Source organism: Rheinheimera sp. D18 (assembly GCF_004345025.1).
GTDB lineage: Bacteria > Pseudomonadota > Gammaproteobacteria > Enterobacterales > Alteromonadaceae > Alishewanella > Alishewanella metallidurans.
Map to the genome: position 1 here is coordinate 1237328 of NZ_CP037745.1, position 20012 is coordinate 1257339.

The window sequence follows — 20012 nt, forward strand, 5'->3', positions numbered from 1 at the left end:
TTTGAGCTTATAAGCTCAATTTTTTGCTAAACCGACGCGGCTATGCTGCGCGGGATTGTGGGAATACCTAATATGTTAAATAAAAACCCTGTATGGCGCTATGTCGTCGTGCTTGGCGTGTTGTTGCTTGCGTTCTTGTATGCCTTACCTAATTTATATCCGGAAGATCCGGCGTTAAATATCAGTGCGAGCCGAGGTGGCGTTATTAGTACTGAAACGACTACGTCACTGTCTGAGCAGTTTACGAAAGAAAATATTGACGTTAAGGCGTTAGCCTTAAATGAGGGCCGGCTGTTAGTACGCTTTAACAGTACTGATGATCAGTTAAAAGCCCGTGAATTAGCCAGCCAGTTTTTAGGCGATAATTATATTACCGCGCTTGATTTAGCGCCGACAACGCCGGCTTGGTTAACAGCTATTGGTGCTAGCCCTATGACATTGGGCTTAGATTTGCGCGGCGGCGTGCATTTTTTGTTAGCCGTAGATATGAAAGCGGCTATTGATAAAAACCTAACCGATTTAGCCCAAACCCTGCGCAGTGAGCTAAGAGAAAATGCCATACGTTATCGTAGTGTGCAATTAGATTTGGCGGGTGCACAAATAGGGATAAATTTACGAAGTAACGATGATTTGGCGGCAGCACAGGCAATACTGAAAAAGTATGATCGTAATTTACTTATTAGCGCAAAAAGCGATGCTCAAGTGTTGCAAGTTAGCTTAAGTGAACTGCAATTAAAGCAAATACGTGAATATGCACTTGAGCAAAACATTACCATTATTCGTAACAGAGTTAACGAAATTGGTGTCGCTGAACCCTTAGTGCAGCGTCAAGGTGCCGATCGTATAGTAGTGCAGCTTCCGGGGGTGCAAGACACGGCTAAAGCAAAAGAAATTCTTGGTGCTACCGCCTCATTAGAGTTTCGTTTAGTGGATGAACAAGGTGATATAGCAGCAGCACAGGCGGGGCACGTGCCAGCAAATGCCGAGTTATATGTTACTCGAGATGGCCGCCCGTTGTTGCTGGAAAAACGCATTATGCTAAGCGGCGAGCATATTACCGGCGCTAATAGTAGTTACGACGAGTATGGCCGGCCACAGGTAAATATTAAGCTTGATACTAAAGGCGGCGACATGCTGTTTGCCAGCAGCAAAAACGCTGTTGGTCGGCGCATGGCATCGGTATTTATTGAATATAAGCCCGGTACTAAAGTCGCTGAAAATGGCACCCCCATACTGGTTAAACAGCAAGAGGTGATCAATGACGCCACCATTCAAATGCGTTTGGGGCGCGACTTTGTTATCTCGGGTTTAAGCTCGCCGGGCGAAGCACAAAACCTTGCCACCTTATTGCGTGCTGGTGCGTTAATTGCACCGGTGCAAATTATTGAAGAGCGCACCATAGGCCCAAGTTTAGGTATGGAAAATATTACCCTAGGCGTTAGCGCTATTATCTGGGGCATGGCCGCTGTGCTGGTGTTTATGCTGGTGTACTACAAAGCGTTTGGCATGGTAGCCAACATAGCGCTAGTGGCTAACTTAGTACTTATTGTTGGCGTTATGTCGATGATACCCGGCGCAACGCTTACCTTGCCCGGTATGGCCGGCATAGTGCTAACTGTAGGTATGGCGGTAGATGCCAACGTACTCATTTTTGAGCGTATCAGAGAAGAGTTAGCCGACGGACGTTCAGCGCAGCAAGCCATACATTTTGGTTATGACCGCGCTTTTGCCACCATCACCGACTCAAATATAACCACCTTACTCGTTGCACTTATTTTGTTTGCCGTTGGTACTGGGCCGGTAAAAGGGTTTGCCGTTACCTTAGCCATCGGCATTATCACGTCGATTTTTACCGCAGTGGTAGGCTCGCGCTTACTGGTTAATTTAATTTGGGGTGGCCGCCGTTTGCAGTCACTACCCGTGTGAGGAGTTAAGCTATGCAAATATTTCAGTTTTCTCAACCACTTAATTTTATGCGGATAAAATGGTTAGCCGTTGGTTTGTCAGGGTTATTAGTTGTGCTATCGCTAGTGTCGGTAGCAATTAAAGGCATTAACTGGGGCTTAGATTTTACCGGCGGTACTGTGGTTGAGCTGGGTTTCACCCAGGCAGCCGATTTATCGGCCGTGCGACAAACGTTAAGTAAAGCCGGTTTTGATGATGCGGTAGTACAGTTATTTGGTACTAGCCGCGATGTGTTAATTCGCATTCCGTTGCGTGCCGATATTGATCAAACTAAAGTGGGTGAAGTCGTATTAACTGCGATTAGTGCACAACACGCCGAGCCCGTAACCATGCGCCGCGCCGAATTTGTTGGCCCAAGTGTAGGTGAAGAGTTAAAACAAGATGGTGGCATGGCGATGTTGGTGTCGTTGTTAGGTATTTTGGCCTACGTTGCTATGCGTTTTGAATGGCGATTATCAGTAGGTGCGGTGGTGGCGCTGGGACACGATGTTATTTTAACCGTGGGTTTGTTCTCAGTACTGCAAATAGAGTTTGATCTTACTGTGCTAGCCGCGATACTGGCATTAATTGGCTACTCTATTAACGACACTATAGTGGTGTTTGACCGTATTCGTGAAAACTTTCGTAAACTACGCGATACCAGCACCACTGAAATTATTAATGTGGCCATTACCTCAACGCTAAACCGTACTGTTATTACATCCTTAACCACTATTTTGGTGTTAGTGGTATTGTTTTATATGGGCGGGGCGCTAATACATGGTTTTGCCACAGCCTTATTATTTGGCGTCATAGTAGGCACGTATTCATCCATTTATATTGCTAGCGCAATTGCCGCTATTTTGGGTATTAGCCGCGATGATATGCTGCCGGCAACGGTAATCGAAGACGTTAAATCAGACGGTGCCGTATTGTAATGCGATAACATTAGCTCACTTATGCCAGCGCGCAATAAATAACGGCTGGCATTTTTCTTGGTCGACAGTTACCGTACTGTTTTATCTTATTAAGGTTTGCCGTGAGTACTGTTACTATTTTGGTCGATGTGCAGAATATTTATTACACCAGCCGTGAAGGTTTTAAGCGTAATTTTGATTACAACGCCTTTTGGCGTCAGGTAACTGCCGATCGTACTGTGGTTAAAGCCATCGCTTATGCTATTGATCGCGGTGATGAAAAACAGCGGCAATTTCAAAATATTCTGCGGGCTATCGGTTTTGAGGTGAAATTAAAACCGTTTATTCAGCGCAGTGATGGCAGTGCAAAAGGTGATTGGGATGTTGGCATAACGCTAGATGCGATTGAATACGGCCAGCATAGCGATATTTTAGTGTTGGCATCCGGTGATGGTGACTTTGATTTGCTGGCGCAAAAATTATGCAATAAATATAACACCGAAGTTGAAGTATATGGCGTTGAAGGCCTAACCGCACAAGCGCTGGTAAAATCGGCTACGCGCTTTATACCCATTAATGAGTCCTTGCTGCTAACCTGATATTGGCCTCATTAACTTTACTAATACGCGCTTTAAACAACGCGCTAAACGGCAAGTAACAGCGAATGAGCATAGACCTGATTACGCCAGCACAGTGGCAAACGCAACCTTGGCAAAATGGCGGCGGCATAACTCATCAGTTGTGCCGACAAGACGACGCCCAAGGCTTGTTGTGGCGCCTATCTATCGCTGAAGTGGCCAGCGATGGCCCATTTTCGCGCTTTAATAACATTGACCGTATTATCCTACTGCTTAGTGGCGCGGGGTTTTGTTTGCATGGTGTAGGCAATAACCCTCAGCGAATAAACACACCGCTGCAACCGTTTTCTTTTGCCGGTGAAACAGCAATTGATTGCCGCCTATTACAAGGCCCAGTGCGCGATTTTAATTTAATGACCCGGCGCAACGCTGTGCAGGCAGAACTGCGGGTACTGACTATTGGCAGCGTGGCACAACCGTTACCGTTATATGCAAACCGGCTTGTTTATGTTGCCAGCGGCACGGTTACGGCGCTGTTGGGGGCAAGGCGTATACCGCTAGATACAGAGCATACGCTTTGGCTTAATAATGAAAGCGTAAACCTGCGGCTAATTAGCAGTAACGCCGCACAAGTGATTGATATCGCCTTTCCCTCACACTCCTTGTACACTACGCGCCCTCGTTATCCTTAGGTGCTTAATTTATGTCCATTGTTGCTAGCGTTAATCTTCGCAAATCTGCTCCTGTAGCACGCATGGCGCCTGAGCGAGACCTATTTTCTTACCCAAAATATTGGGCAGAATGTTACGGTACTGCACCATTTTTGCCAATGTCTCGTGCTGAGATGGACACTCTCGGCTGGGATAGTTGCGATATTATTTTAGTTGTTGGCGATGCCTACGTTGATCACCCAAGCTTTGGTATGGCGGTGGTTGGGCGCATGTTAGAAGCGCAAGGCTACAGAGTGGGTATGATTTGTCAGCCTGACTGGAATAGTAAGCACGACTTTATGCAGCTAGGTAAGCCAAATCTGTTTTATGGCGTATCGGCGGGTAATATGGATTCGATGATTAACCGCTACACTGCAGATAAAAAAATACGCCATGACGATGCGTATACCGCTGGCGATATTGGCGGTAAAAGACCCGATCGTGCGGTTATTGTCTATACACAGCGCTGTAAAGAGGCTTATAACGATGTGCCTGTTATTATTGGCGGTATTGAAGCCAGCTTGCGCCGTATTGCCCATTATGATTATTGGTCAGAGAAGGTGCGACGCTCGGTTATTTTTGATGCGAAAGCTGACATACTTATTTACGGTAATGCCGAGCGGCCATTAATAGAAGTGGCATATCGTATCGCCTCTGGTGAGGCCATAAGCGACATACAGGATGTGCGTGGCACCGCAGTTATTCGTAAAGAAGCTTTACCACATTGGCGCGGTGTTGATTCTACCGCCATTGATAAAATTGGTCGTATTGACCCTATTTATAATCCTTATGGTGCAGATGATGTAGGCTGCAGCAGCTATTCTGAATTTGCTAAAGAAGGTATCGACTTAACCAAGCCGGTTGCGGCTGAAGCTAAACCTATTATGGTGCAAACAGCTCGGCCAAAGCCTTGGGAGCAAACCTACGTTAAATTGCCAGCATTTGAGCAGGTCAGTGTAAACAAGCCGCTGTATGCTCATGCATCTCGTATTTTGCACCAAGAAACTAACCCCGGTTGTGCTCGCGCTATTATGCAGCGCCATGGTGATAGACATATTTGGGTAAACCCGCCAGCATTTCCGCTTAGTACCGAAGAAATGGATTTAGTATTTGGTTTGCCATACCAGCGTGTGCCTCATCCGGTATATGGACAAAATAAGATACCCGCCTACGAAATGATTAAAACCTCGATAAACATTATGCGCGGTTGCTTTGGTGGCTGTTCATTCTGTTCCATAACTGAGCATGAAGGCCGCATTATTCAAAGTCGGTCAAAAGAATCGATCATGCAAGAAGTTAAAGATATTCGCGATAAGATCCCAGGGTTTACCGGCATAATCTCTGATCTTGGCGGACCAACGGCCAACATGTATCGCCTAAACTGTCAAAATCCCAAGGCCGAGCAAACTTGTCGCAGGCCCAGCTGTGTCTATCCAACTATTTGCGAACATATGGATACCGATCAAAGCCCAACGGTAGAGTTATACCGTGAAGCCCGCACTATACCGGGTATTAAAAAGGTATTAGTTGCATCAGGCGTACGCTACGATTTAGCAGTGCAAGACCCTAACTATGTGCGTGAACTAGTGCAGCATCACGTAGGCGGTTATTTAAAAATAGCGCCTGAGCACACAGAGGATGGCCCACTGTCAAAAATGATGAAGCCTGGCATGGGAGCTTATGATAAATTTAAGGAAATGTTCGACCGCTTTAGTAAAGAAGCCGGTAAAGAGCAGTTTTTAATTCCGTATTTTATTTCTGCTCACCCAGGTACGACAGACTTAGATATGGTTAACCTTGGCTTATGGTTAAAAGAACGTGATTTTAAACTGGATCAAGTACAGAACTTTTATCCTAGCCCTATGGCCAACGCGACCACTATTTATCATACGGAAATGAATTCGCTAAAAAATATTAATAAAGCGAACTCCGAAGTGGTGCCGGTACCTAAAGGTGAGCGTCAACGTCGCTTACATAAAGCAATATTGCGCTACCATGATCCTAAAGGTTGGCCGATGATCCGTGAAGCGTTAATACGCTTAAAGCTAGAGCATTTAATTGGCCGTAGTAAAGGTTGTTTAGTGCCGGCAGAAAGTAAAGATGAACAATTTAAAAAGCCCAACCGCAGTGGAAAGCCCGCACTAAGTCGACATACAGGCTTAAACCCTGCAGCAAAAGCGGTGGCGCAAACAGCGAAAAAGCCGTTCGCAAAAAACCATGAACCTGCGGCTAATAATGCAGGGCAAAAAGGCAAGCCTAAAGTAAGAAGCAACCGGCAGCCTTAATCGGCTGCTACTGCGTTTATTGTTGGCGTTAATGTTGTTGGCTATTTAAGGTGTTTAATGTTGCGGCTAAGCTTTTTAGTAAGCTTTGATTTTGGCTAACCACAGCGTTAATTTCGCTAGCCGACTGACCCGCTTTCAATGCCAAGGTACGTACTTCATCAGCTACTACCGAAAAGCCTCTACCGGCGTCGCCAGCACGGGCCGCTTCAATAGCGGCATTTAGTGCCAACAAGTTAGTTTGATCAGCAATAGTATTAATGGTTGAAACAATATTATTAATACTAGCGCCTGATTCTAATAGTTTAGTCATCACCACTTCCGATTGCTTAACTACGCTAATACGCTCGGTAATATCAGTACCATACAGAATGATTTTACTAACGTTATCATATACATCTTTTACTGCGGTGAGGGTAGTGCCAAACCAAATATCTCGTTTATCAACACTCAGCTTTAAATCGATATCTACCGTTTTCCCCTGCAGTAAGGCGGCTTTTTGTGGTTCAGTTAATAGTGTGGTCCAGCTGGGGATTGCTTGCTCAAAACGCTGCTGCATAAAACCTAATGTTTTACTGGGGTAATTATTAGCTTGAATAAATACACCGGCTTTATCCCATTCTACTAACAATTGTGACTGACTAATGGTGCTAAGCCGAGTTTCAAAGTCTAAGGCATTGGTTTTTACGGTAGTAATATCGGCTAAAATAGCAATAAAGCCAATGTGTTTATTCTGTGTGTTAAACACGGGGTTACTGGTTATCGATACCCAGAGCGCATTATTATTTTTTTTATGTATTTCTATTTCATCGTAAAATGGGTTAGGCGCGTCTAATTCGGCAATAATACGTTTTGTGGTGTCGGGATGGGTTTTAGGCCCAACTAAAAAGTTTTTTGGGCTACAACCCATAATTTCAGCGGCATCGTAACCCGTCATTTTAGAAAAGCCTCGGTTTACGTACTGTATTTCACGTTTAGGATTGGTAATAATCACGGCATTATCGGTTTCATTAGCTACCATCGACAGTAAGCGAAACTCAGCACGTTGCTGTACTTCTGCGCTAATGTCATTGGCAAATTTAATAATTTTAATCACTTTGCCATCAGGTGTTTTAATTGGGTTATAAGTTGCGTGGATCCACACTTCTTTATTATGTTTACCAAGGCGTAAGTACTCTGCAGTTTGATATTCACCGGCGCGTAATTTTTGCCAAAACTGCTGGTAGGCATTACTGTTTGCTTCAGTGTCAGAAACAAAAATTCGGTGATGCTTGCCTTTAATTTCGGCCAGTTGATAATCAACTAACGTAAGAAAGTTATCATTAGCGTCAATAATAGTGCCATCTAGTCCAAACTCGATAACGGCCTGGGCTTTATGTATGGCACGTATTTGCGATTCCAAATTTGCCCGAGCCAACACTTGCTGTGTAATATCGGTAGCAAATTTAATTACGCGTTCAACTTTACCATTTTTTACAATTGGCGTGTAAGTTGCCTGGATCCAGACATCATTACCTGCCTTTGTTTTGCGTTTAAACTCGGCGCTGCTCGAGTTGCCGGCACGAAGTTGCTGCCAAAATAACTTGTATGATTCAGAGCCTACTACGTCAGTATCAATAAAAATACTGTGGTGTTTACCAACAATGTCGTTCCTGCTGTAACCCAAAAGTTTAAGAAAGTTATCATTCGCCGATTGAATAATACCGTCTAACGAAAATTGAATAACGGCTTGGGTAGCATTAATAGCTGTGATGATATTGCCAGCATTTGAAGAAAAACTGAACATAGGCGTTCTCTCTAAGTTGTGACCTTATTAAAGCTAGTAAGTGGTTGTTGATTACGCAAATTTTTTCTACTTTTCATATATCTAAAGCATTTGAGTAGGAAGAGTTGTGGTTGAAAGCTGCTATAATTCATCAGTGATTAACATTTGCCGTTTATACTAGCTGCGGCTACAGCGCGGCTAAGTTGTTAAGGTAAGTTGTTTAAACAAATTAGCGAAATACAATAAAGCATCATAAGAAAGCATCAATTTTGACAATACAAGGATAGTTTATGCCTGGTTCAGCGTCTTTTCTTAACAAAGTTTTTGGTTCGGTAAATTGGACTGCACCTCATTGGCTACAACGGCTTAACTATCAGGCGAAACAGCAACCTATTAAGTTTTGGGGTGGCTTTGTATTGTTAATTGCCATGATTGGCGCTGGAATAGGTGGTTATTACTATTATCAGCATTTACCTAAACCGTTGCAGGTAGTGGCGAGCGTACACGGCCCTGAATTAGGCGATTATCAAGACGATGTGGAACAACCAACTTCGGTTACGCTAACCTTTGACTACGATTACGACACAGGCAGCCGCCAAATTATGCCGGTTACGGCACTGTCAGCTGCGCGTTTAGATTTAATTGGCGAGGTGTTAACCGATGGTGTGACTATTAGCCCCGTTATTGCCGGTAAATGGTTATGGCAAGATGAAAACAGCTTAAGCTTTACCCCCGAGCAAGCGTGGCCAGCAGGACAGCAATATCAGGTAACACTGAATAAAAGTATTTTTGCTAACGATATTAATTTAAGCAAGCAGCAATACCGTATTGATAGCCAACCGCTAACGGCAGAAATTAATCGCTTACGTTTTTATCAACACCCGACCGAGCCGAACACGCGTCAGGTAGTTGCGACGTTAAACTTTAGTCACCCAGTGTTACTTGATAGTGTGAAAAAACAATTGTCTATGCTGATGCGCGCCAGTGGCAGTGATAAAAATAGTAAAGCACAAAGCCTCGATTTTACTTTAACAGCCGATAAAACCAACCGCGAGTTTTACCTGCAGTCTGTGCCGTTAACCTTGCCAGAACGTGAGCAATATTTAACCGTATTATTAAACGCTAAGGTTACGGCGTTGCAAGGTGATGGCAAAACCACCGAGCAACAAAGCGAGCAGCTACTGGTACCTGATAAAAGCAGCTTTTTAAAAGTGGATGAAATACGCACTGACATTATTCGCACGCCAGAGTTAGAACCCGAACAAATGCTGCTGCTTAGTTTTACTGATCGTATTAGCCGGCAAGAACTACAACAAAAACTGAAATTATATGTATTACCTAAACACCCAAAGCGTAAGTCAAATTATTGGGCTGTGGGTGAAGTAAATAGTACCGTGTTGCAGCAAGCCAGTTTGCAGCAGTTTGAGTTAATGCCAACCCCAGAGGCACACAGTAATGGCTTTAGTATTAAGCTAGATTTGCCTGAAGGAACTAGCGTATTTGTTAGTGTACCTAAAGGGCTGCAATCTATTAGCGACTTTACCCTAGCGCAAGAATATCGTGCCGTAGTTAGTGCACCAGAATACCCTAAAGAAGCGCGGGTAGTAGGTGAAGGCGCCATGCTTACGCTAAGTGGTGAACAAAAGCTGCAGTTACTAACTCGGGGCCTTAAAGGCGTAAAAGTAAAACTATTTAAATTATTACCGGATCAGCTTAATCATTTTATTAGCCAAACCGGTGGTGATATCAGCCAGCCTTATTTTAATAGCTATGGCTTTGATGAAACCAACATTAGTAGTGTGTTTGAAAAAACCTTTAGCTTAGCCAATAGCCATGCAAAACAAGCTAATTACTTAGCCTTAGAGTTAAAACCTTATTTAGCTAAAGCTGGCATGGGCATGTTTTTTATTCAGTTGTCTGAATTTGATCCTAAGCACCCAGAGGATGAGGGCTCACAGTTAGATAAACGCGTGGTCTTAGTCACCGACTTGGGCTTATTGGTTAAGCACAATGCCGATAGCTCACAACAAGTATTTGTTATGTCGGTAGCCAATGGCAAACCGGTAGCTGGTGCTAAGGTATCGTTACTGGGTAAAAATGGCGTGCCAGTACTTAGCGGTACAACTGATGCACAGGGCTCGTTACTGCTAGGTAAAACTACCGGCCTTAAGCGTGAGCGCGAACCTGTGGTGTATTTAGTTAGTGCCAACCAAGCCGGCATTAGCGACAGCAGCTTTATACCTTATGACAGATACAGCCGCCAGCTTGATTACTCTAAGTTTAATACCGATGGCCGTTATCAAGATGAGCAAACTGCCAAGGCGCTTAGTGCCTATATGTTTAGCGATCGTGGCATTTATCGCCCGGGTGAACAGGTGCAATTAGCGGCTATTATTCGCCATAACGACTTGTCATTAGCCGAGCAAAAGCTGCCATTAAAAATACAGGTGCAGGGGCCGCGCGGTACCACATTTTGGCAACAGAATTTCAGCTTAACTGAACGTGGTATGCACACTTTTAGTTTGGACACTGAGCCTAGCACCGACACCGGTAACTATAACGCCAGCATCAGTTTGTTAGACAGTAAAGGTAACGCTAAGCAATATTTGGGTTCGGTAGATTTTTCCGTTGAAGAATTTCAACCCGACACGCTGAAAATTAGCAGCAGCTTTAACCAAAGCGGTAAGGGCTGGTTAGCGCCAGAAAACTTACAAGCAAATATACAACTAGATAACCTGTTTGGTACGCCGGCGCAGCAGCGCAGAGTAACCGCCAAGTTTGAATTAATTCCTGCCAGCTTTAGCTTTACTGAATATCCCGAGTATCGTTTTATTGCGCCACAAGACGACAATATTAAAACCACGCGAATTAAACAAGACCTAGACGAACAGCAAACCGATACTGATGGTAAAGCCAGTTTTGTTTTACCGTTACAGCAATATAGCGGGGGCACCTATCGCTTAATGTTAACCAGCGAAGGCTTTGAAAGCGGCGGTGGTAAAAGTGTGCGTACTATGAGTAGTGCGCTGTTATCACCGTTAAGTGCGTTAATTGGCGTGAAAAGCGATGGCGAACTAAGTTATTTGAAAAAACAACAAAGCCGCAGTTTAGCGTTTATCGCCATTAATAATGCGTTACAGCAAATAACCTTAGATAACTTAAGCCTGAAGCTAGTAGAAAAACGCGCGCTGTCTAGCTTAGTAAAACAAAACGATGGTACTTATCAGTATCAAAGCATAGTGCAAGATATTACCGTATCTGAAACGCCATTTAGTATTGCCGCAGTGAGCACCCCTTATCAGTTACCCACCGACAACGCCGGTGATTTTGAATTGCAGCTAAGCCAAGACGGACAGCTAATGGGTAAAGTGGCTTTTAGCGTAATTGGCGCAGGTAACATTAGCGCGATGCTTGAGAAAAACGCCGCCCTAAGTGTGCGTTTAGATAAAAGTGATTATAAAGCTGGCGATTGGATAGAACTTAACATTACCGCGCCTTACACCGGTGCGGGTTTAATTAGCATTGAAAGTGACAAGGTGCATGGTTTTAGCTGGTTTACTGCTGACACTACCAGCAGCATACAGCGTATTCGTTTACCAGAGGGCATAGAAGGTAATGCCTATATTAACGTTAGCTTTGTTCGCGGTGCTGATTCTGATGCGCTGTTTGTTAGCCCACTCAGTTATGCTGTGGTGCCGTTTAATATCGACCGTAGCAAGCGCCAATTAGCTATTAGCTTAGTAGTGCCAGAAGAAGTGCGGCCAGGTAAAACCTTTACTATCGGCTATAAAACTGATCGCCCAGCCGATTTACTGCTTTACGGTGTAGATGAAGGTATTTTGCAGGTCGCGGCTTATAAGCTTCCGGATCCGCTGTCGCATTACCTGCAAAAACGGGCACTGCAAGTACGTAGCTTGCAAATGCTTGACCTTATATTGCCAGAATTTAATGCCTTACAACGCCAGCGCGCCGGTATCGGTGGTGACACTGAACGCATGGCGATGGCAGGTATGATGCTAAATAAAAACCTGAACCCCTTTGCGCGTAGAGCCGAGCAACCAGGCGTGTTTTGGTTAGGTAAGGTAAAAGCTGATACTGAACTTAACACCGCGCAAGTAAGCGTACCGGCTAGCTTTAGCGGCAACCTTAAAGTAATGGCGGTAGCGGTAAGCGAAGAAGCGCTATCGGCAACCAGTAAAGATTTACGCGTGCGTGGCCCCTTTGTGTTAACACCTGAAGTATTAACCAGCGCCGCGCCCGGCGATGAATTTGACGTAAGTGTGGCAGTGGCCAACGGCGTTAAAGGCTCAGGCAAAGATGCCGCTATTACGGTGCAGTTAAACTTGCCTGCTAATTTAACGGCAATAGGCGAGATTAAACAGACATTAAACATAAGCGAAAATAGCGAGAAAAGTGTGCATTTCCGCGTAAAAGCGGGTGAGCAGCCCGGCGAGGCTAGTATTGGCTTTAGTGCTCGCTATCAAGAGGATGAACTACTCGAAGAAGCTAATCGCAATGTGAGTTTAAGCATTCGTCCTGCCAGCAATTATCAATCAACACTGCATGCGGGTTATGCCAATAACGGGCCGGTAAAGCTAAATACTCGTATGGGTTTATATCCCGAATTTGCTGAGTTAAATGTTATCGCGTCGGCTAAGCCGTTGGTATTGGCTGACGGCTTTACCAATTATTTAGCGCAATACCCGCACGGTTGCACCGAGCAAGTTGTGTCGCAAGTTTTTCCTTGGATCGGTTTAGTGCAACAACCATCGTATCAAGCACAATGGCCGCAGCTTAATGAGAAATTTGCCGTACTGATACAAAACTTAGCGCAACGGCAACAAAGTGATGGCGGCTTTAGCTTCTGGCCGGGAGGCTACACCAGTGCTGATTTCCCTAGCATTTATGTCATGCATTTCTTGCTAGAAGCCCGTGAGCAAGGCTTAGCCGTGCCAGATTATATGTATCAGCAAGGGCTTGAGTATTTGCTTAATGTTGCGCGGTTAAGTGGTGCCAACTTATATCAGGCTAGGTTACGCGCTAACGCTATTTATTTGCTAACCCGCAGCGGTGTTGTAACTACCAACTATTTGGTTGAGTTACATGAACGCCTAGAAAAGCAGCATAAACAGGCATGGCAAGGTGATATTACCGCTATTTATATGGCAGCCAGTTACCAGTTGCTACAAAAGCCTGAGTTAGCTCAGGGCTTATTGTCTAGTTATCGGTTAGGCAAGGTATCAACCTTGCAACACGATTATTTAGCGCGCATTGCTGCACCGTTGCCGCCCTTTGCTAACCCTGAGTTTCAGTCGCAGCTGAGTTTAGACGCGCAGTATGTGTATCTATTGGCAAACCACTTTAGTGATAAGGCGAAAGCCGTAGATGGCAAGCAAATTTTGCAACTGCTGCAGCCGGTATTTGATGGCCAGTACAATACGATATCTACCGCCTATTCGGTATTAGCGCTGGCGGCATACAGTAAATTGCAACCTAATATTGATGACGCATCGGTAGTGTTTTATCAGTTAGATGGCAAAGGTGAGCGAAGTCCGCTAGCCCTAGCTGATAATAAAACGGCGATGCCAAGTGCGGCCTTTAATGTTGCCGCTGAGCAGATCGTCATTGAAAGCCAGCAACAATTATTTTATGCCGTAAACGAAGCGGGTTTTGCTAAGCAACCGGCAACGAAAGCGGTAGCTAATCAGTTAGAGGTGGTGCGTGATTACCTAAATGCAGAAGGTAAGGTAGTAACGACGGCCAAACAAGGCGAGGAATTAACCGTGCGCTTACGTGTGCGCAGTTTAACTGATACTTGGCATAATAACGTGGCAGTCATTGACTTATTACCTGCTGGTTTTAGCGTAGTACGCAGCTCAGTTGCCAGGCAGCAACATGGCTGGCGCGCCGATTATATTGATATTCGCGAAGACCGTATTGTTTACTTTGCACCGTTTGGTCCGAAAATGACCGAGCTGACTTACCAAGTAAAGGTAACCGCAGCCGGTAATTTTGTCATACCAACGGTGCATGCAGAATCAATGTACGATCGTTCTGTCAACGCGAATACGGCGGCTGGGCGGTTCGTGGTAAGCCCGGCACACTAGATGTTATTAACAGTATGGCCATGTTAAAGCGTAAATGGGTGCAAGCGTTATTAATTGCACCCGTGCTATTACTGCTAGCGGGGTTACTGGCGTTACTGCTAACGCCTAAGCCCCAGCTCTATCCGCATTATCAACAAGCGAGTGCCTATTTTGCCACTAATGGTCGGTTGCTTAGCTTGCGCTTAGCTGCTGATGAGCGTTATCGTTTACGGGTAGCACTTAGTGATATTGCACTTGAGTTACAACAAGCCACCTTGTTGTATGAAGACCGCCAGTTTTATCAGCATATTGGTGTCGATTTTTTAGCGGTAGGCCGTGCCTTTTGGCAAAGCATTATTAAAAGTGGCCGTCGTCAAGGCGCGTCAACAATTAGTATGCAGTTAGCAAGGTTACGGTTTCAGCTAAACACCTCTAACTTTAGCGGTAAGCTGCAACAGCTGTTTTACGCGTTATGTTTAGAGTGGCACTACAGTAAAGATGATATTTTAGAGGCCTATTTTAATTACGCGCCCTATGGCGGTAATATTGAAGGAGTAGAAGCCGCAAGCTTAATTTACTTTGGTAAAGAAGCATCACGACTAACCTTACCAGAAGCCTTAGCGCTGAGTGTCATTCCACAAAACCCCAATTTACGTAGCCCACTAAGTAAGCAAGGTCAGCAACAACTTGAACTAGCGCGTCAGCGTTTAATTAACCTATGGCTAGAACATAAACAGAATACAGCACTAAGTAGCAGTAATACCAAGCGTTTAGCTTTACCGCTAAGCTATTTTACCCGCGCTGATATCCCTTTTAACACACCACATTTTATTAACCAACTGCAGGCTCAGCATCATACTGAAGGCCGGTTTTATACCAGTATTGAACATGATTTACAGCAACGGATACAGCGTCAGGTTAGGGCGTACTTAACCCGTCATAGCGATAAGGGATTTACTAACGCCAGTGTATTATTGGTAAAACGAAGCACCTTACAAGTGCAAGCTTGGCTAGGTTCGGCCGACTTTGATAACACTGAGATCTTCGGTCAGGTCGATGGCGTTACGGCAGCACGCTCGCCAGGCTCGGCATTAAAACCCTTTGTCTATGCGTTAGCATTGCAACAAGGCATTATTCATCCACAAAGCTTACTTAGTGATTTACCTCGGCGCTATGGCAGTTTTAACCCCGAAAACTTTGACCGCCAGTTTTCAGGGCCTATTACCGCAACTGATGCGCTAATTAATAGTCGAAATTTACCTGCGGTGCAGCTACAAGCAAGGTTAAGCCACCCTGATTTTTACCAGTGGTTAAAACAAGCTGGAGTGCCACTGGCCAAAAGTGCGGACTATTATGGTTTAGCCTTAGTGCTTGGCGGTATGGAAATAAGTATGGCGCAGTTAGTGCAGCTTTACGCCATGCTGGGCAATTCTGGCAACTGGCAACCTCTAACTTGGCAAGCTGAGCATAAAGCGCAGGCCACAAGCCAGCAACTTTTAAGCCCTGAAGCGGCATTTTTAACGCTAGATATGCTGCGACAACAGCCAAAACCACAGGCGAGTTTAGTGCAACAGTTAACAGAAAGTGCCCATGTTGCTTGGAAGACAGGCACTTCCTATGCGTTTCGTGATGCCTGGTCTATTGGTTTAAGCGGTGATTATGTGCTCGCCGTATGGTTGGGTAACTTTGATGGTAGCAGTAATCCCAATTTAGTGGGGCGCAGTGCTGCCGGGCCATTATTATTTGAATTGCTGGCGTTATTACCCGAACAGCCCGAGCTTAATCAGCGGTTGTTTACCCCTTCAAGCAAATTGAATGTTAAACAGGTTGCCCTGTGTAGTCGTAGTGGTGACTTGCCAAATAAGTATTGTCCGCAAACACAACTAGGTTGGTTTATACCCGGAGTGTCGCCAATTAAGCTGTCTGATGTACATCGTGCGGTGCCAATATTTACTAATACAGGCTTGCGAGCTTGCTGGCACCAGCCACCTAAAACCCAGCTTAAGGTATTTGAATTTTGGCCATCTGATATTGCTAAGGCCTATCAGTTATCAGGTGTGGTGTTGGCACAACCACCGGCTTATCAACAGGCTTGTATTAACCAGCCTATAGTGTCACAGCAGAGCCCACAAATTCGTTCGCCACAAAAATATGTTACTTATCAGCTAGGTAAAATAACTGAACAACAAATTGCTTTGCAAGCCAGTTTTGATGGTGCGGTAACTCAAGCGCACTGGTTTATTGATAATCGCTATCTGGGTGCAGTTGCACCAGGTGAAACACTATTTTGGCAAGGCGAGGTGGGGCAGTTTCAGCTGCGTGTCGTAGATAACCTAGGTGGTGTAGCCAGCCAGTATTTATCGATAGAATAAGTTAATTTTTGCTGCGTGATTATAAAAAGCTGCGTTAAAATAACAGCTGAATATAATCAGGCCATTGTATGTATTGTCACCATTTTGAAGCCAAACGCTGCCAGTCTTGCCACTGGTTATATAAGCCTTATTCACAACAGTTAGCCGATAAACAACAAGAATTAACTCAGTTAATTGCGCCGTTTAATGCCGAAAAAATACTTGACCCCGTACCAAGTAGTGAACAAGCGTTTCGGTATAAAGCAAAAATGGTGGTGCTAGGCACAACAGAGCAGCCGATCTTGGGTATTACTAATGCACAAGGTGAAACTGTCGATCTTGCTGATTGTCCGCTGTATCCCAGCAGTTTTGTGCCGGTGTTTGCCTTGTGTAAGGCCTTTATTTCGCGCGCTAAGCTTACGCCGTATCATATTAGTTCGCGCTGTGGCGAGCTTAAATATATCTTGCTAAGCCAAAGCCTGCATACCGGCCGTTTTATGCTGCGTTTTGTGTTGCGGTCAAAAAATTGTCTAGCCTCAATACAAAAGCATTTACCTTGGTTATTGCAACAGTTACCCGAACTTGAGCTCTGTTCAGTTAATTTGCAGCCACTACCGGCAGCGGTATTAGAGGGTGACACTGAAATTTTACTAACCGAGCAACACCTATTAGCCGAACGTTTAAACCACATTCCGTTATATTTACAGCCGCAGAGCTTTTTTCAAACACAGCCGGTAATGGCGGCATGTTTATATCAAACGGCGGCGAACTGGGCCGCAGAGTTACAGCAGCAACAGGGTAGTTTTAACACTATTTGGGATTTATTTTGTGGCGTTGGTGGTTTTGGTTTACATGTTGCCACGCCAAAACAACGCTTGATAGGCATTGAAATTGCGCCAGCGGCTATAGCTTGCGCTAGTCGCTCAGCTACTGAGCTAGGTTTTGTTGATATGCAGTTTCAAGCTCTTGATTCAGCAGCTTTTGCACATTCAGTAGCCCAAGCGCCGGATTTAATGGTCGTTAATCCGCCACGACGTGGCCTTGGCCAGCAGCTATGTCAGGACATAACCCGTTTAGCCCCAGCATGGTTACTGTATTCTAGCTGTAATGCAAAAACCTTAGCCGACGATCTCACGTTGCTTACGGGGTATAAGTTATTAAAAGTTCAGCTGTTTGACATGTTTGCCCACAGCAATCATTTTGAAGTGCTAACACTATTACAGCGTCAAGCCTAACAAGGCACTTGCATCCTGGTTAACACGGATTATACTGTATCAATATACAGTGTGGTTTGGCGGCGAGGCGGCAATGTCGGCTTTATTAGAGCAGTTAACACGGCGTCAACTGTTGTGGCGCGGTAACAACCAACAAACGGCTTATCAAGCGGTTGCAACTGGCTATGCCGAGTTAGACCAACAACTGGCGGGCGGTTTTCCGGCAACTGGGCTAATAGATATTCAAACCGCTTTCGGCATTGGTGAGTTGCGTTTGCTGCTACCTTATTTGCAACAACAGCAACAGCATTCCGCGCGCTTGTTAGTGCTTATTTCACCGCTAGCCCAGCCCAGTGCCGATATGTTGGCTGCAGCAGGCATTAACCTTGCTCAGTTAGTGATTATTTCACCAAAAAATAATAAAGAGGCGTTATGGGCGGCAGAGCAATGCTTACAAAGTGGTTGTGCTAGTGCGGTGTTGTTGTGGCAAACGCCTATTAAACTGGCACAGGCTAGGCGTTTGCAGCTTGCTGCCGAGCACGGACAGGCTAGCTTAGTTATATTTAGGCGACCACACCTTGGTTTAAGTTTACCCGTTAATTTAAGTATCAAGCTGACCGCACACCCACAAGGCCTGCAGTTAACGGTATTAAAGCGTAAAGGCGGTTGGCCCACATCACCATTTTTACTCAGAATGCACAGCCGTTGGCCGCAACTTTGTCTTAATAGCCAAGCGTGGCAAACCGAACGTAAAGTGGGTTAACGCTGTGCTGTATTTATATTTGCAGTTTCCGGCGTTGCAGCTAGAAAGCCTAACGAGTGAAACCACGGTAAAATTACCTATTGCCGTGGTAGATGAAAAACACCAAATTGTGCAGTGCAATAAGCAGGCAACAGAGCTTGGTATTAAACTGGGTATGCAGTTAGGCACGGCTGCCGCGTTATGTCCTAACTTACAGCTTATTCCTTACCAAATTGATGCTCAGCAACAAGCACTACAAAGTGTGGCGCAACAGTTGTACCAAGTAAGTAGCGATATTGCCTTAGACCCACCATCGGGCTTGTATTTACGTTTATGTAATATGCTGGCGCTGTATCAGGGGATTAACGGTTATTGGCAAGCGGTAACGGCAGAACTAGCTTTACTGCCATATCAGTATTTTTATGCTACCGGCGGCACGCCTTTTATTGCCAAATGTTTAGCTCGGTTACAATTAAATAGCGTATCGGATAACGTCAGTTCATCTTTTGAAATAGTAAAGCGCAGCCCGCTTAATGCCACCGAGCTAGACACCGATATACAGCAGCAACTGACTCGGTTAGGGATCCATAATCTTGGTCAATTACTTAACTTAGCAACCGCAGAGCTGGCGCGACGCTTTGATAGCCGGTTACTCAATTATCTTGGCCAATTACGGGGCGATTTTTACCATGCACTTAATTATATTCAGCCACAGCAAGGTTTTAGCCGTTATCTTGAATTATTGTACGACATTACCGACACCAAGGGCCTAACAGCACCGCTGTCTTCACTGTTAACGCAGTTAGAACAGCAGCTCACACGGGCCAATGCTCGGTGTCATCAATTGCAGATCAGCCTGTTTTTTCGTGCTAAACCCGCTTTGTTATTAGAGGTTGGCTCAGCTCAGGCTGAAAGCAGTGCAAAGCGCTGGCTCACCTTATGCCAGCACCATTTAGAGCGATTAATGTTGCCGGAGCCGGTAACCGGCCTAAAGCTTAAAGTACATAGCTTTACTCGCCCGCAGCAGCTTAATGATGACTTGTTTCAGCCGCAACAAGGCAATGTTTCTGCGTTACAGCTAGTTGCTACGCTGCAAGCTAAGTTGGGTAACGCGGCGGTAACCGGGCTTAATTTAGAAAATCAACATTGGCCCGAACTGGCCAGTAGCCAGCATTCCCCTCTGATGTCGGCCAATCAACAGATAGCAGCATTAACGCTTCGGCCCGCATTTTTATTAGCTAAACCCTTGCCACTTAACGAAACAATAGAGATTAATAGCGGGCCAGAACGTTTATGCCAAGACGGTTGGCAGCTGCATGCACAGCGCGATTACTTTGTTGGCCGCAGTAAGACGGGGCAATGGCTATGGCTATATCGTACGCCAGAGCAGCGCTGGTTTGTGCAAGGGCTATTTAGCTAAGGG

At 45.1% G+C, this 20012-nt stretch carries 11 protein-coding genes; 10 read left to right on the forward strand and 1 reads right to left on the reverse strand.

Going from position 1 to position 20012, the window contains the following annotated elements; all coding sequences use genetic code 11:
- Positions 1-72 precede the first annotated feature (72 nt).
- The 5 genes from secD to E0Z06_RS05945 all read left to right on the forward strand — a co-directional run bounded on the left by secD (position 73) and on the right by E0Z06_RS05945 (position 6434).
- Positions 73-1926 (forward strand): protein translocase subunit SecD, encoded by a 1854-nt coding sequence (secD, locus tag E0Z06_RS05925; protein ID WP_132582800.1) that lies wholly within the window; start codon positions 73-75, stop codon positions 1924-1926.
- A gap of 11 nt (positions 1927-1937) precedes the next feature.
- On the forward strand, positions 1938-2882 hold the full coding sequence (gene secF, locus E0Z06_RS05930; protein ID WP_132582801.1) for a protein translocase subunit SecF: 945 nt from the start codon (positions 1938-1940) through the stop codon (positions 2880-2882).
- A gap of 101 nt (positions 2883-2983) precedes the next feature.
- On the forward strand, positions 2984-3460 hold the full coding sequence (locus E0Z06_RS05935) for an NYN domain-containing protein (protein ID WP_132582803.1): 477 nt from the start codon (positions 2984-2986) through the stop codon (positions 3458-3460).
- 65 nt (positions 3461-3525) lie between these two features.
- Positions 3526-4131: a HutD family protein gene (locus E0Z06_RS05940; RefSeq protein ID WP_132582805.1), complete on the forward strand. Its 606-nt coding sequence runs from the start codon at positions 3526-3528 to the stop codon at positions 4129-4131.
- Between the two features lie 62 nt (positions 4132-4193).
- Positions 4194-6434, forward strand: a complete 2241-nt coding sequence (locus tag E0Z06_RS05945) for a YgiQ family radical SAM protein (protein WP_132586711.1) — start codon at positions 4194-4196, stop codon at positions 6432-6434.
- A gap of 28 nt (positions 6435-6462) precedes the next feature.
- Here E0Z06_RS05945 and E0Z06_RS15860 read toward each other — a convergent pair whose 3' ends face one another.
- Positions 6463-8217, reverse strand: coding sequence for a PAS domain-containing methyl-accepting chemotaxis protein (locus E0Z06_RS15860; RefSeq protein ID WP_132582807.1), 1755 nt, complete (start codon positions 8215-8217; stop codon positions 6463-6465).
- 269 nt (positions 8218-8486) lie between these two features.
- On the opposite strand from E0Z06_RS15860, the gene E0Z06_RS05955 reads away from it, so the two are divergent.
- The 5 genes from E0Z06_RS05955 (at position 8487) to E0Z06_RS05975 (ending at position 20009) form a co-directional block, all read left to right on the forward strand.
- Positions 8487-14303 carry an MG2 domain-containing protein gene (locus E0Z06_RS05955; RefSeq protein WP_132582809.1) on the forward strand — a complete coding sequence of 1939 codons (5817 nt, stop codon included), beginning with the start codon at positions 8487-8489 and terminating at the stop codon, positions 14301-14303.
- Between the two features lie 20 nt (positions 14304-14323).
- Complete coding sequence (gene pbpC, locus E0Z06_RS05960) at positions 14324-16654, forward strand: penicillin-binding protein 1C (RefSeq protein ID WP_132582811.1); 2331 nt, start codon at positions 14324-14326, stop codon at positions 16652-16654.
- Positions 16655-16722: 68 nt separating this feature from the next.
- Positions 16723-17868, forward strand: coding sequence for a 23S rRNA (uracil(747)-C(5))-methyltransferase RlmC (rlmC, locus tag E0Z06_RS05965; RefSeq protein ID WP_132582813.1), 1146 nt, complete (start codon positions 16723-16725; stop codon positions 17866-17868).
- A 73-nt stretch (positions 17869-17941) separates the two neighbouring features.
- Positions 17942-18610, forward strand: a complete 669-nt coding sequence (imuA, locus tag E0Z06_RS05970; protein WP_132582815.1) for a translesion DNA synthesis-associated protein ImuA — start codon at positions 17942-17944, stop codon at positions 18608-18610.
- A gap of 4 nt (positions 18611-18614) precedes the next feature.
- Positions 18615-20009: a DNA polymerase Y family protein gene (locus E0Z06_RS05975; RefSeq protein WP_132582817.1), complete on the forward strand. Its 1395-nt coding sequence runs from the start codon at positions 18615-18617 to the stop codon at positions 20007-20009.
- Positions 20010-20012: the final 3 nt, after the last annotated feature.